The organism is Allobosea sp. (assembly GCF_051860145.1).
Lineage (GTDB): Bacteria > Pseudomonadota > Alphaproteobacteria > Rhizobiales > Beijerinckiaceae > Allobosea.
Genome location: NZ_JBHYEM010000001.1, coordinates 299,600 through 313,666, shown reverse-complemented (window position 1 = coordinate 313,666; position 14,067 = coordinate 299,600). Strand labels below are relative to the sequence as shown.

Genomic DNA, 14,067 nt, shown 5'->3' with positions numbered 1-14,067 from the left:
CCTTCAGCGTTTCGACGCCGTAGCGCGCCACCAGGTCGTCGAGCCCGCGCCGGCCGAGCGCGAAGACATTGGTCATCGCCGCGAGATCGCCGAGCAGTTGCTGCGGCAGGCGGACATTGGCGGTGATCATCGCCACGACCGCCTCGTTGCGCCGCCCCTCCTCGTAGAGGCGCAGCGGCGGGATGATGATGCCTTCCTGGTGAATCTCGCGCGCCGTCGGGGCCCAGCCGCCGGGCACGCTGCCGCCCATGTCCATCCAGTGGCCGGTATTGGCGAAGAGCGCCAGCAGCTTGCCGTCGACGAAATGCGGCGAGACCAGCACCACGTCGTTGAGATGCGTGCCGCTGAGATAGGGATCGTTGGTGATCCAGATGTCGCCCGGCCGGAAGCCGCCTGCCTTCTCGGCGATCGGGATCAGCCGCTGCACGGTGAACTGCATGTTGGCCAGGAACATCGGCAGGCCGTAGCCGCCCTGCGCGATCGTCTCGCCCGTCACCGGGTCGTAGAGGCCATGCGCGCAGTCGTTGGTCTCGGAGATGATCGGCGAGAGCGCCGCCCGGATGAGATGCAGGTCCATCTCGTCGGCGATCTGTTCGAGGGCGCCGCGAACCACGGCAAGCGTCACCGGATCCATGTCAGGCCACCTCGATCAGGATGTTGCCGAAGGCGTCGACGCGCGCGGCCATGCCGGGCTCGACGACGCTGGTGGTGTCCGCCTGCTCGATGATGGCAGGACCATCGAAGGTCATGCCGGGCGCCAGGTCGGCCCGGTCATAGATCGGCGTGGCGCGCCAGCCGCCGAAATAGACCTCCCGGCTTGCCCTCAGTGGCGCGGGCCGCCGCTCCAGCGGGCTCGGCGAGCCGACCGGCTTGGCGCGCACGCCCAGCACCGCGGTCTTGAGGCCGACGAGCACGACGGGGATCTCGCCCAGGATGTTGCCGTATTCGAGCCGGTAGGCCTCCTCGAAGGCCTGCACCATGCGGGCATGGTCCCAGGACGGGTCGACGGCCGTGCGCAAGGTGTGGATCTGGCCGAGATAGGACATCTCGGCCGCGTGGGTGGCGGCGACGGAGTCGAGCTGCGTGCCGCTGCCGGCGAGGCGGGCCTCGCCATCCTCGCGCTGGCCGAGGAGCACGTCCCGGATGAAGCCGGGTGCGATCTCCGACAGGGGCGTCTCGACGGTCTGGGACAAATCGTAGCGCAGGTCGGCGACGGCGCAGCCCAGCGCGCAGAGCACGCCCGGATGAGGCGGCAGCAGCATGGTGCGGATGCCGACCTCGCGCATGATCGCGGCGCCATGCAGCGGACCGGCCCCGCCGAAGGCGACGAGCGCGAAGCTGCGTGGATCATGGCCCTGCTCGACCGTGAGCAGGCGCGTGCGCCGCGCCATCACATGGTTGATGATGGTCAGGATGGCTTCGGCCGTCTCTTCCACGCCGAGGCCGAGCGGCTCGCCCAGCCCCGCCATCGCGGCGCGGGCGCCCTCGATGTCGAGCCGTGCCAGATGCTTCATGCCGATCGGATGGTCGGCGTTGATCCGGCCGAGCACCGCATTGGCGTCGGTGACGGTCGGCTCCTTGCCGCCGCGGCCGAAGCAGACCGGGCCAGGCACGGCGCCGGCGCTGCGCGGCCCCACCTGGAGCGTGCCGCCGCGGTCGAGATAGGCGATCGAGCCGCCGCCGGCGCCGATGGTGTGCACGTCGATCATCGGCAGGCGCAGCGGGATGCGGAAGTCGAGCTCGGTGGTTTCGGCAATGCGCGGCGCGCCGTTGACCACCACGGCGACGTCGTAGCTGGTGCCGCCCATGTCGCCGGTGATGACATGGCTGAAGCCGGCTTCGGCGGCGAGCCTGGCCGCCGCCATCACGCCTGCGGCGGGGCCGGAGCGAACGATGTTGGCGGCGCGCTCCTGCAATTGCCCGAGCGGGATGAGCCCGCCATTCGACTGCATCACCAGGGTCTGGTGGCCGAAGCCGAGCTCGCCGAGCTTGCCGGCGAGATTGCGGGCGTAGCGGGAGACCAGGGGCTGCAGATAGGCCTGGACCGTGGCGGTGCTGGTCCGCTCGAACTCGTAATACTCGCGCACCACGTCGCTGGAGATCACGATCTCCCAGTCCGGGTTGGCGGCCTGGACGATCTCCCGGGCCCGCCGCTCATGGGCCGGGTTGGCATAGGCGTGCAGGAAGGAGATGACGATCGCATCGACCTCCTCCATCGCCAGGGCGGCCGCGAGCCGCGCGAGGCCGGCCTCGTCGAGCGGCGTCAGCACCGTTCCGCGATGGTCGAGGCGCTCCGCCACCTCCCAGCGCATCTCGCGCGGGATCAGCGGCTGCTGCACGCCGGTGAGGCCATACATGCGCTGCCGGTCGCGGCGGCCGAGCTCGAGGATGTCGCGGAAGCCCTGCGTGGTGATCAGCGCGCAACGCGCCCCGCGACGCTCGATCACGGCATTGGTCGCGATCGTGGTGCCGTGCAGGATCACGTCGAGCGAGGCCGGCGCGCCCTCGGCCGCCTGCAGCGCGTCGATCAGGCCGCGGCTCGGGTCGTCGGGGGTCGAGGGCACCTTGAGCACGGCGTCCACGCTCACCCCGTCGCCGGAATAGAACAGGTCGGTGAAGGTTCCGCCGACATCGATGCCCACGATCCCGCCCATCTCAGTGCTCCGTCCTGGAGAGGCGCGGAAGGGCCGCGGCGATGGCGGCGTCGTCCCAGCCGAGGCGCGCCTTCAGCACGGCGGCCGTATCGGAGCCGAGCTCGTGGCTCGGCTCCAGCTGGCGGCGCGGGACGCCGGCATAGCGCAGCGGCGAGTTCTGGACGACGATGCGGCCGAGCGTCGGATGGTCCTGCCATTGCAGCGATCCGCGCGCATGCATGTTGGGATCGTTCACGACCTCCTCGAGATCGCGCACCGGGGCGCAGGGCACCTTGCTCGCCATCAGCGTCTGGAACGCCTCTTCCTTGGTGCGGCGGCTGGTCCAGTCGGAGACGAGGGCATCGACCTCGTCCATGGCGGCGACGCGCTGCTTCAGGCTGCCGAAGCGCGGGTCGTCGGCGAGCTCCGGCCGGCCCATCGTGCGGACCAGCGAGCGCCAGTGGACGTCGCCGACGCAGATGATCGCGAGCCAGCCGTCGCTGGTCGGGTAGACGTTGTAGGGCGCCTCGGCGAGGCCGCCATGGCGGTTGCCGGTGCGCGGCGGCGGCGAATTCTCGACGCCGCGCTGGCCCCAATACATGCCGAGGCTGGAGCTGAGCGCCGGGTAGACGGCATCCTGCATCGCGACCTCGAGCCGGCGGGCGGTGCCGGTGCGCTCGCGCTCGAACAGCGCCGTCGCGATGGCGCCGTAGAGATGGACGCCGGCGAAGAAGTCGCAGAGCGCCGGGCCGGCCTTGACCGGCGGCCGGTCGGGATAGCCGGTCGTGCTCATCACCCCGGCCATCGCCTGGACGGTGAGGTCCATCGCCGGGTAGCTTTTGTAGGGGCCGTCGCTGCCGAAGCCGGAGCTGCAGGCATAGATCAGCCGCGGGTTCAGCGCCTGCAAGGCATCGGCGCCGAGTTCGAGGCGCTCCATCGTGCCCGGTGCGTAATTCTCGACCAGCACGTCGGCCTCGCGCACGAGGTCGCGCAGGACGGCCTTGCCCTCGGCGCTCTTGAGATCGAGCACCATGCATTGCTTGCAGCCGTTGAGCATCGCGAAGGGCAACGCAGCGCCGCCGACCACGCCGCGCCGGCGCAGGGGCTCGCCGCCCGGCGGCTCGATCTTGATGACGGTCGCGCCCGCCGCCGCCATCAGGAAGGTGGCATAGGGGCCGTTATAGATCTGGCTCAGATCGATCACGACGATGCCGTCGAGCGGCTGCCGCGTCGGATCGGGCTGGTGGTCGACTGCGCTCACGACGCGCGCCCCTGTCTGGCCTGGCGGCGGAAGGCGGACCAGCGATGGACCGGCCACATGTCCTGGTCCTCGCCATGGCCGGGCTTGCCGTTGATCGTCCAGGCGATCAGGCCGTTGCTGTCGATGAAGCTGTGGCGGTTGATGACGATGCCGCTCATGCGCTCGCCGACGGCGAGGAGATCGCGGCCGAACTCGTCCTTGGCCTCGATGGTGATGCGGGTGACCCAGCCCTGCTCGGGGTCGCGCTCGACGATGCGGCGGCCCGAGACGAGATCGCTGATCTTGCCATCGCGGATCATGAAGCCATAGGCGACCGGGTCGGCCTCGTCGTTCCATTTGGTGACAGCCAGGAAGGCGTCGTCGGGCGAGGCGATGCCGGTGACATAGGCGCTCTTGCCCGGCCGGTGCTCGGGACGCGGCCCCCAGCTGCGGTCGCGGATGGCGTAGCAGTCGATCGGGATCGTCTCGCCATGCAGCACGATCTCGCCGGTGACCCGGCCGAACTGGTCGAAATGGTTGAGGTTCTTGAAGGAGGAATCGCCCTTGCGCAGCGGGCGCGCCGGCATCACCGCATCGAATTGCAGGTCGAGCTTGAGCAGGTCCGCATCCTCGAAGCCGAGCCTGTAGCGCGTCAGCGGCTCGAGAGCCTTGATGCTGACGCCAGTGGGCAGCGTGATGTCGGTGAGGTCCTGGTCCTTCGGCAGGCGCAGGGCCGTGTAGTTGGCGGAGTAGGGCACCTCCCAGGGTACAGAGGCGGTCTCGTCCCAGACCCAGCAGCCGCCGGCGATGGTGCCGATATTCGGCCGCGCCATGCTGTAGAGCCAGCCGCCGAGCTTGCGCTCTGGCTTGCAGAAGGCGAACCAGGCCGTCTCCGTCTCCCACCAGCGATCGCTCATCTGGTCGAAATGGAAGCTGTCATCCTTGGCCGTGAAGGGCGTGGCGAGGGCGGCGTCAGACATGGGCGGTTCCGGTATCGGTCAGAGGGGGGAAATCACGGTCGGCGAGGCCGCCGGAGGACGAAGCTGCAAGCTCGGCGTCGCGCGCCGCGCTGCCGGCGAAGAAGGCGAGCGCGGTCGCAAACGGCACGCGGCCTTCGCGCAGGGCTGTACTGAGCGCGGCGCGACCGGCCTCCACCGTCCTGGGGCGGGCGCCGACCACGTCGGCGAGAGCGGCGAGTTCGGTATCCTCGACGACCTGGCCGAAGCGATCGCATTCGCGCAGGTATTTCACGACCTTGGCGGTGTTCTTGGCCGCAGCCACGACGGCCGGATCGTCGCTGACCGCGGCGATGTCGTGCCGGAGCTCGCGCAGCACATAGTCGAACAGGCTGCTGCGCTCGGTGTCGGGCGCCTGCAGGCGGGGCTGTGGCGCCAGCGTTGTGGCCGTCGCCTCGGCGAGTGCCGTCACCAGCAGCCGCCGGTTCAATGCCCGCGAGACGATCGAGTTGCCCGGCAGACCGGTCACGTTGCGGTGGCGGATGATCACGACGCGGGTCGAGACGAAGACGCGGTGATAGCGGATGCGGTCGAGATCCGGCGCTGTCCCCATCGCCGCGCCATATTCATGGATGCGGGCGACGAAATCCGGCACCGGCTCCATCACGCAGCGCATCGAGAACCAGGCCAGATCCTCCATCGGGTCGCCGGGATGGGCGAGCTCCCAGTCGAGCAGGGCGGTGAGATGACCCTCATCGAACAGGAAGTTGCCGGGCCCGGCATCGCCATGGACGAGCACGGGGCGCCCGGGCGGGTCCGGGACATTGGCATCGAGCCAGCTCAATGCGAGGTCGATCAGCGGGTCCTGCCGGCCGGTCTCTTCATACATGCCGCGCCAGGTCGCGAGTTCCCGGCGCACGCAGTCCGCTATTGTCGAGGACGCATCGAGGCCGGGAATCTCGAGACCCGTGACGGGCGTCCTGTGGAGCGTCGCCAGCGCCTCGACGAATTCGCGGGCGATGGTCTCGCGCGCCTGCTCGTCCTTGACCCGGCGATAATCGGCGCGGCCCGGCGCCCGCTCGGTGAGGATGGCCTGGCTGTCCGGGTGGATGGCGATGAGCTTGGGGGCGGGGACGCCGCTGCCTCGCAGCGCGCGGTAGAATTCCGCCTCGCGCCAGACGGTATAGGGCTCCGCCGAGGGCGGCCGCGGCGGCTGGTAGCGCAAATAGAGCTCGGCCTGCGCGCCGGCCGGCGAACGAACGTCGACCGCCCAGGACCGGCAGCGATTGCCGCCGCTGATCTGCTGCCAGGTCGTGACCGAGCCGCCGGTCTCGCCCTCGATCCACGCGCGCAGCTCGTCCGGGCTTGCCGGCCGTCCTGCGGCGGTTCGATGCGATGCGACCGGCCGATGATCCGGCTCTTTGTCCACCTTGGCGCGTCCCTTCCCTTGATCGCCGCCACGATAAGAGGCTCGACAAGCCGGTGCAACTAAATTATCAGACCAATGAAAAGAACGATGAATTGAGGAACGCAGCGGATGGCAGGTCTCTATTTCGACGAGCTGAGTGTCGGACAGCTGTTCCGGCACGAGATCCGCCGCACCGTCACGGAGGCGGACAATGTCTGGTTCAGCGCCGTCACGCATAACCCGGCCTATCTGCATCTCGACGAGGAGTACTGCCGTACCCAGACCGAGTTCGGTCAGCGGCTGGTCAACAGCGCCTTCACGCTCGGCCTGATGGTCGGCATCTCGGTCGGCGACACCACGCTGGGGACGGCGGTGGCCAATCTCGGCTGGGACGAGGTGCGATTTCCCAAGCCGATCTTCCATGGCGACACGATCCGGGTCGAGACCGAGGTGCTCGAGCTGCGCGAGAGCCGGTCGCGCCCCGAGGCCGGCATCGTCGTGTTCCTGCATCGCGCCTATAACCAGCGCGACGAGCTCGTCGCGCATTGCAAGCGCTCCGGCCTGCAGCGGCGGAGGCCACAGGCATGAGCCTGCGCTCCTTCCTCTTCGTCCCCGGGGACAGCGAGAAGAAGCTCGCCAAGGGTGCGGGTGCCGGCGCCGATGCGCTGATCCTCGACCTGGAGGATTCGGTCGCGCCCGCCCGCAAGGCGCTGGCGCGAGACATGGTGCGCGACTATCTCGCAGCGCCTCGCTCCGGCACGCCCGAGCTCTGGGTGCGGGTGAATCCGCTGGCCGACGGCGGCCTCGACGATCTGGTCTGCGTCGTGCGGGCCGCCCCGGACGGGATCGTGGTCCCGAAGGTCGATGGGCCCGCCGATCTGGTGCGGGTCGGCCATTTCCTCGATGCGCTGGAGAAGCGGGACGGCATCGGCAAGGAGATCCGCCTGCTGCCGGTCGCGACCGAAACGCCGAGGGCCCCGTTCGGGCTGGCGCATTACCACGACACGCCGTTGCCGCGGCTCTACGGGCTGACCTGGGGCGCCGAAGACCTCAGCACGGCGCTGGGTGCCAGCACCAACCGGGATCCCGAAGGCCGCTGGGCCTTCACCTACCGCATGGTGCGCTCGCATTGCCTGCTTGCGGCCAAGGCCTGCGGCGTGGCCGCGATCGAGACGCTCTATGCCGATTTCCGCGACGATGCCGGCCTGCGCGCCGACTGTGTCGAGGCGTCGCGCGAAGGGTTCACCGGGCGCATCGCCATCCATCCCGACCAGGTCGCCAGCATCAACGAGGCGTTCTCGCCGTCGCAGGCCGAGATCGCTCATGCGGAGCGCGTCGTCGGCGTCTTCTCGGCGAGCCCCGGCATCGGCGTCGTCGGGCTCGACGGCAAGATGCTCGACATCCCGCATCTCCGGCAGGCCGAGCAGGTTCTGGCGCGGGCGGCCGCGATCGCCGCCCGGCGCGGAACGCCGGTATGACGCTGATCGGCGCCCCTGCCATCCGGACGGGCACGGCATGCCGGGTCGGCGACCCCGCCGATCTCGTCAGGCTGCTGTCGCCGGGAGAGCGCATCCATTTGCCGGGGTCCGGGGCGGAAGTGCCGGCGCTGGTCGAGGCGCTCTGCGCCGGTGACGCGCCGCCCTTGAACGTGACCGGAAGCTTCGTGCCGGGCATCAATCCGACGCCACTGGAGCGCTTCCCGCAGGGCGCGAGCTATACGAGCAGCTTCGCCCACCCGGCGGCGCCGGGCTTGCAGACCGGGGCGCGCTTCCGGCATCTGCCGATGTCCTATGGCGGCTTCGCCTCCTATCTCGCGAGCCAGTCCTTCGATGTCGGGGTGGTGCATGTCTCGCCGCCCGACGCGCGCGGCATGTGCTCGCTCGGCGTCGCCGTCGAGTTCACGCCGATCGCGCTGCGCAACTGCCGGCGCATCTTCGCGGTGGTCAATCCGCGCATGCCGCGGATTGCCGGCGCCGAGACCTTCGACCTCGCGCGCGCCGACGTCGTTGCGGAGACCGATGCGCCCTTGCGCGAATATGATGTCGGCGCGCCCACGGCACTGGCCTCGCGCATTGCCGAACGCGTCGCCGGCTTCGTCGATGACGGCGCGACGCTGCAGGTCGGCCTCGGCAAGACCCCCGATGCACTGATGCACAAGCTTGCGGACCGCCGCCGCCTGCGGTTGCATTCGGGCATGCTGTCGGACGCGACGCGCCTCCTGGCCGAGAGCGGCAGCCTGGATCCGGCATGGCGCCATATGAGCTGCGTTCATGTCGGCACGGCCGCCTATTACGACTGGCTCGCCGGGCGCGGCGAGTTCCGGGTCAGCGCCTGCGACGTGACCCACGCCCCCGCGACGCTGGCCGGCCTGCGCAAGCTGGTGGCCGTGAACTCGGCGCTCAGCGTCGACCTGTTCGGCCAGGCCAATCTCGAGATGCTCGACGGCCGGATGGTCAGCAGCGTCGGCGGCGCGGCGGATTTCGCCCATGCGGCAAGCCTCAGCGCCGATGGCGTCAGCATCATCGCGCTGCCGGCGACGGCGGGTCGCAACGGCGTCTCCCGTATCGTTCCGCGGCTGGACGGCGTCTGCTCGCTGCCCCGTCATGCGGTCGATGTCGTGATCACCGAGCACGGCGCGGCCGACCTGCGCGGCGCGAGCGTGATGGAGCGCGCCGAGCGCCTGATCGCCATCGCTGCGCCCGCGCATCGCGGTGCGCTTCAGGATTGCTGGAAGGATATCGCAGCCCGCCTGTGAGCTGCGCAGACAACGAGGGACTAAGGACATGAAACGCGCCGAGAAAGTCATCATCAGCTGCGCCATCACGGGGTCGATCCACACCCCCAGCATGTCGCCGCATCTGCCGGTGACGCCGGACCAGATCGCCGAGGGCGCCATCGGCGCGGGCAAGGCCGGCGCCGCCATCCTGCACCTGCATGCGCGCGATCCGCAGACCGGCCGCCCGACCCAGAATCCGGAGGTCTTCAAGCAGTTCCTGCCGGCGATCAGGCAGGGCTGCGACGCCATCGTCAACATCACCACCGGCGGCGGGCTGGGCATGACGCTGGACGAGCGCCTGGCGGCGGCGAAATGGGCGCAGCCCGAGATCGCCTCGATGAACATGGGCTCGTTCAACTTCAACATCTCGGGCGCGAGCGGGCGCATCGCCTCGTTCAAGAACGAGTGGGAGAAGCCCTATCTGGAGATGACCAAGGACTTCATCCTCTCCAACACCTTCAGCCAGATCGAGCGCGGCATGACCGAGCTCGGCGACCTCGGCACGCGCTTCGAGTTCGAATGCTACGATGTCGGCCACCTCTACAACCTGGCCCATTTCGCCGAGCGCGGCTTGGTCAAGCCGCCTTTCTTCGTGCAGGCGATCTTCGGCATCCTCGGGGGTATCGGGCCGGAGCCCGAGAACCTGATGCACATGAAGGCGACGGCCGACCGGCTGTTCGGCAACGACTACTATCTCTCGATCCTCGCGGCGGGCCGTCACCAGCTCCCCTTCGTCACCATGGGGGCGATCCTCGGCGGCAATGTCCGCGTCGGACTGGAGGACAACCTCTATCTCGGCAAGGGCCAACTCGCGCCGTCCAACGCCGACCAGGTCGCCAAGATCCGCCGCATCCTCGAGGAGCTCTCGCTCGAGATCGCCACGCCCGACGACGCCCGCCGCATGCTCGGCACCAAGGGCGCGGCCAACGTCGCCTTCTGAGGAGATCCCGATGCCGACCGACATCCCCGCCTATTCGACGCCGGGCGAGAACCGCCAGGTCCTGCTGACGAGCCGCCCTGCCGGCGTGCCGCAGGCCAGCGACTTCACGCTCGCCAGCAGCCCGGTGCCCAGGCCCGGCCCGGGCGAGTTCCTGGTCCGAACCATCTATCTCTCCGTCGATCCGGCGCAGCGCGGCTGGGCCTCGGCCGAGGCGAATTATTCCGCGCCGGTGCCGCTAGGGGGCCCGATGCGGGCTCTCGCCGTCGCCGTCGTGGTCGAGAGCCGGCATCCCGACTTCACCAAGGGCCAGTTCCTCTATGGCTGGTTCGGCTGGCAGGATTATGCAGTCGCGACGCCGCAGCAGGTGATCCTGCGCGCCACGCAGGACCTGCCGCTGACCGCCTTCGGCAGCCTGCTCGGCATCAACGGCATCACCGCCTATCTCGGCTTGACCGAACTCGGCCGCCCGAAATCCGGCGACACGCTGGTGGTCTCGACCGCGGCCGGCTCGGTCGGCAGCTTCGTCGGGCAGATCGGCAAGAGCCTGGGCTGCCGCTGCGTCGGTCTCACGGGCGACGACCGCAAGGTCGCGCTGTGCAAGGAGCGCTATGGCTACGAGGTCGCACTCAACTACAAATCCGGCGGGCTCGACGAGGCCGTGGCTGCGGCCGCGCCGGACGGCATCAACGTCTATTTTGACAATACCGGCGGCACGATCCTCGACACGGTCCTGCGCCGCATGGCGGTGGCGGGGCGGATCGTCCAGTGCGGCACGGCCTCGATCGGATCGTGGAACCCACCACCGTCCGGGCCGCGCAACGAGCGCGAGATCCTGACGCGGCGGCTCGTCTGGAGCGGCTTCGTCATCTTCGACCATATGTCGCGTTACGGCGAAGCCGCCGACGAGCTGGCGCGGCTCTGCCGGGCCGGAATCCTGAGCTTCGACATCGACCTGGCCGAGGGCATCGAGCAGGCGCCGGGCGCGATCGCCTCGCTCTATGCCGGCGAGAACCTCGGCAAGAAGCTGATCTATGTCGGCTGATCGCCGACACATCCCGGAGAGCGCAATGGATATCCAGCTCAGCGAAGACCAGAAGGCCATCGACGCGAGCGTGCGCCAGATCTGCGCCGAGTTCGACGATGACTATTGGACGCGCTGCGAGGAGGAGAGCACCTTCCCGACCGAATATTACGATCTGATGGCGCAGAATGGCTGGCTCGGCATCACCATGCCCGAGGAGGTCGGCGGCGCGGGGCTCGGCGTCACCGAGGCCGCGATCATGATGCATGCGGCGACATCGAGCGGCGGCGGCTATTCGGCGGCCTCCGCCATCCATATCAACCTGTTCGGCCCGCATTCCATCGTCGTGCATGGTTCGCCGGAGCAGAAGCAGCGCTGGCTCGTGCCGCTGGTCAAGGGCGAGCAGAAGGCCTGTTTCGGCGTCACCGAGCCCGATGCCGGGCTCGACACCACCAGCATCAAGACCTTCGCCAAGAAGCAGCCGGGCGGCTATCTCGTCCATGGCCGCAAGATGTGGACCTCGACCGGGCAGGTCGCCGACAAGATCCTGCTTCTGACCCGCACCACGGCGAAGGAGGACAGCAGGAAGCCGACCCAGGGCATGACGCTGTTCTACACCGACCTCGACCGGGCCAAATGCGAGGTGCGCCGCATCCGCAAGATGGGCCGCAACGCGGTCGACTCGAACGCGGTCTTCATCGATGGGCTCTTCATCCCGGAAGAGGATCGCATCGGCGAGGAGGGCAGGGGTTTCGAATACCTGCTCGACAGCCTCAATCCCGAGCGCATCCTGGTCGGCATCGAAGCGGTCGGGCTGGGCCGCGACGCGCTGAATCGCGCCGCCCAATACGCCAAGGACCGCGTCGTGTTCGGCCGGCCGATCGGCAAGAACCAGGGCATCCAGCATCCCCTGGCGGAAGCCTGGACCTATCTCGAATCGGCTTACTGGATGCTGATGCGTGCCGCCTGGCTCTACGATAACGGCCAGCCCTGCGGGGCGGAGGCGAATGCCGGCAAGTTCCTCGGCGCCCGCGCGGCGTTCGATGCTGCGACCAAGGCCGTGATGACCCATGGCGGCATGGGCTATGCCCGCGAATACCAGGTCGAGCGGCTGTTCCGGGAAGCGATCCTGCCGCGGATCGCCCCGGTGACCGAGCAGCTCATCCTGTCCTTCATCGCCGAGCGGGTGCTGGGCCTGCCCAAATCCTACTGACGGCAAGAGCCGGGTCGTCTGCGCAGGCCAGGTCGGCGCTCACGGCGCCAGAACGGGCCGGTGCCGATCATCCCTGTCACCCGCGGTCGGCCTGCGGATCGAGCCAGTCGCGCAGCCAGTCGCCAAGCAGGTTGACGCCGAGGACCGTGAGCATCAGCGCGATGCCCGGCAGTGTGATGATCCACCAGGCGCTGGCGATATAGGTTCGCCCGTCGGCGAGCATCCGGCCCCAGCTCGGCGAGGGCGGCTGTATGCCGAGGCCGAGGAAGCTGAGGCCCGCCTCGAGGACGATGGTGCGCGCCAGTTCCAGCGTCGCCACCACCAGGATCGGGGTGAGGATGTTGGGCAGGATGTGGCGGGCGAGGATGCGCAGATGGCTCGCCCCGATCGAGCGGGCCGCCTGGATGAACTCGCGCTCGCGGACGGTCAGAACCTGGCCGCGCACGATGCGGGCGTAGCGGACCCAGCTCGTCAGCGCCAGCACGGCGATCAGGTTGTGCAGGCTGGGGCCCAGCGCGGCGACGACGAGCAGCGCCAGCAGCATCAGCGGAAAGGCGAGCTGGATGTCGACGAGCCGCATCAGGATGCGGTCGCTCCAGCCGCCGAAATAGCCGGCGATGAGGCCCAGGAAGACGCCGATGATGCCGCCGAGGATCACCGCCGAGCCGGCCACCATTAGCGTGACGCGGCTGCCGGTGACGATGCGGCTGAGAATGTCGCGGCCGAGCTGGTCGGTGCCGAAGGGATGCGGGCCCAGGCTCGTCCAGGAGATCGTCGGCGCCAGCATCCGGGCGCGCAGATCGCCGCGCACCGGGTCCGGCAGGCCGAGCCAGGGGCCGGCAAGGGTGAGCCCGATCAGGACGAGGATCAGCACGCCGCCGAGGATGCCGAGCCAGTTCCGGCGCTGGCGGCGAAGCATCGCACGAAGGCTCATGCCGAATGCCCGATGCGCGGGTCGATCAGCGTGTAGAGCAGGTCGACCAGCAGGTTGATGGCGACGAAGATCGTCGCGACCACCGCCACGCCCGCCTGCACGACCGGGAAGTCCTTGGTCTCGATCGCCTGCACGATCAGCCGGCCGACGCCGGGCCAGCCGAACACCGTCTCCGTCACGGCCGCGCCGCCGAGCAGCTCGCCGGCGAGGATGCCGATCATCGTCACCACCGGGATCAGCGAATTGCGCCCGACATGCCAGGTGAAGACCTGGCGTGGCGGCAGGCCCTTCGCCCGGGCGGTGCGGACATAGTCGTCGCGCATCACGTCGAGCATCGAGGAGCGCAGCAGGCGGGCGATGCTGGCCGTGGTGAAGCAGGCGAGCGTCAGGGCCGGCAGGACGAGATTCTGCCAGGAACCGTAGCCGCCGGTCGGCAGCCAGCCGAGATGCACGGCGAAATACAGGATCAGCATGATGCCGAGCCAGAAGGACGGCGTCGCCTGGCCGAGCAGGGCGACCAGCAGGACGAAGGCCTCGAGCACCGTGCCGCGATAGATTGCCGCCAGCGCCCCGGCCAGGCCGCCGATCAGCACGCCGATGACGAGGGCCGAGCCGGCGAGCAGGGCCGTCGCCGGCAGGCGCTCCAGCACCACCGAGAGCGCGGGGCGGCCATATTGGAAGGACTGGCCGAATTCGCCGCGCAGGATGTTGAACAGGAAGGTCAGGTATTGCTGCAGCACCGGCTGGTCGAGGCCGAGCTGAACCCGCAGCTCCTGCAGCTGGTCCTCGTTGGCGCCGATCGGCAGCAACAGCACGGCGGGGTCGCCGAGCAGGCGCGAGACCACGAAGACGACGGTGACGACGCCCCAGATCGCGATCAGGCCTTCGCCCAGCCGCGTTGCGAAATGTTGGGTCGTTTTCGAGGTGCCACCCATCGCGCGCGACG

At 69.1% G+C, this 14,067-nt stretch carries 13 protein-coding genes; 6 read left to right on the top strand and 7 right to left on the bottom strand.

The window, feature by feature from the left end; translation table 11 throughout:
- From ACTIF2_RS01460 to ACTIF2_RS01440, 5 genes are all read right to left on the bottom strand, one after another.
- The coding region (locus tag ACTIF2_RS01460) for a hydantoinase B/oxoprolinase family protein (protein WP_439495237.1) at positions 1-634 on the bottom strand (634 nt) is incomplete at its 3' end.
- A 1-nt stretch (position 635) separates the two neighbouring features.
- Positions 636-2,654 (bottom strand): hydantoinase/oxoprolinase family protein, encoded by a 2,019-nt coding sequence (locus tag ACTIF2_RS01455; protein WP_439495236.1) that lies wholly within the window; start codon positions 2,652-2,654, stop codon positions 636-638.
- A gap of 1 nt (position 2,655) precedes the next feature.
- Positions 2,656-3,894, bottom strand: coding sequence for a CaiB/BaiF CoA transferase family protein (locus ACTIF2_RS01450; RefSeq protein WP_439495235.1), 1,239 nt, complete (start codon positions 3,892-3,894; stop codon positions 2,656-2,658).
- Complete coding sequence (locus ACTIF2_RS01445) at positions 3,891-4,853, bottom strand: DUF7065 domain-containing protein (protein WP_439495234.1); 963 nt, start codon at positions 4,851-4,853, stop codon at positions 3,891-3,893. Before ACTIF2_RS01445 ends, ACTIF2_RS01450 begins: the two co-directional genes overlap by 4 nt.
- A complete protein-coding gene (locus ACTIF2_RS01440; RefSeq protein ID WP_439495233.1) occupies positions 4,846-6,258 on the bottom strand; it encodes a phosphotransferase family protein in 1,413 nt (470 codons plus the stop codon). Before ACTIF2_RS01440 ends, ACTIF2_RS01445 begins: the two co-directional genes overlap by 8 nt.
- A gap of 108 nt (positions 6,259-6,366) precedes the next feature.
- Here ACTIF2_RS01440 and ACTIF2_RS01435 point away from each other — a divergent pair, with 108 nt between their 5' ends.
- Genes ACTIF2_RS01435 through ACTIF2_RS01410 form a run of 6 tightly spaced genes read left to right on the top strand, consistent with a single transcriptional unit; the run spans position 6,367 to position 12,187 of the window.
- Positions 6,367-6,825, top strand: a complete 459-nt coding sequence (locus tag ACTIF2_RS01435) for a MaoC family dehydratase (protein WP_439495232.1) — start codon at positions 6,367-6,369, stop codon at positions 6,823-6,825.
- Positions 6,822-7,715, top strand: a complete 894-nt coding sequence (locus ACTIF2_RS01430) for an HpcH/HpaI aldolase/citrate lyase family protein (protein ID WP_439495231.1) — start codon at positions 6,822-6,824, stop codon at positions 7,713-7,715. The genes ACTIF2_RS01435 and ACTIF2_RS01430 overlap by 4 nt, the downstream gene beginning before the upstream one ends.
- Entirely contained in the window at positions 7,712-8,992 is a 1,281-nt protein-coding gene (locus ACTIF2_RS01425; protein ID WP_439495230.1) for an acetyl-CoA hydrolase/transferase family protein, read from the top strand. The genes ACTIF2_RS01430 and ACTIF2_RS01425 overlap by 4 nt, the downstream gene beginning before the upstream one ends.
- Positions 8,993-9,020: 28 nt before the next feature.
- Positions 9,021-9,953, top strand: coding sequence for a 3,5-dioxohexanoate:acetyl-CoA acetone transferase (kce, locus tag ACTIF2_RS01420; protein WP_439495229.1), 933 nt, complete (start codon positions 9,021-9,023; stop codon positions 9,951-9,953).
- Between the two features lie 10 nt (positions 9,954-9,963).
- Complete coding sequence (locus ACTIF2_RS01415) at positions 9,964-10,995, top strand: NADP-dependent oxidoreductase (protein ID WP_439495228.1); 1,032 nt, start codon at positions 9,964-9,966, stop codon at positions 10,993-10,995.
- A gap of 25 nt (positions 10,996-11,020) precedes the next feature.
- A complete protein-coding gene (locus ACTIF2_RS01410) occupies positions 11,021-12,187 on the top strand; it encodes an acyl-CoA dehydrogenase family protein (RefSeq protein ID WP_439495227.1) in 1,167 nt (388 codons plus the stop codon).
- A gap of 76 nt (positions 12,188-12,263) precedes the next feature.
- Here the strand turns inward: ACTIF2_RS01410 and ACTIF2_RS01405 are convergent, their stop codons facing one another.
- Complete coding sequence (locus ACTIF2_RS01405) at positions 12,264-13,121, bottom strand: ABC transporter permease (protein ID WP_439495226.1); 858 nt, start codon at positions 13,119-13,121, stop codon at positions 12,264-12,266.
- Positions 13,118-14,056, bottom strand: coding sequence for an ABC transporter permease (locus tag ACTIF2_RS01400; RefSeq protein WP_439495225.1), 939 nt, complete (start codon positions 14,054-14,056; stop codon positions 13,118-13,120). The genes ACTIF2_RS01405 and ACTIF2_RS01400 overlap by 4 nt, the downstream gene beginning before the upstream one ends.
- Between the last annotated feature and the right edge of the window lie 11 nt (positions 14,057-14,067).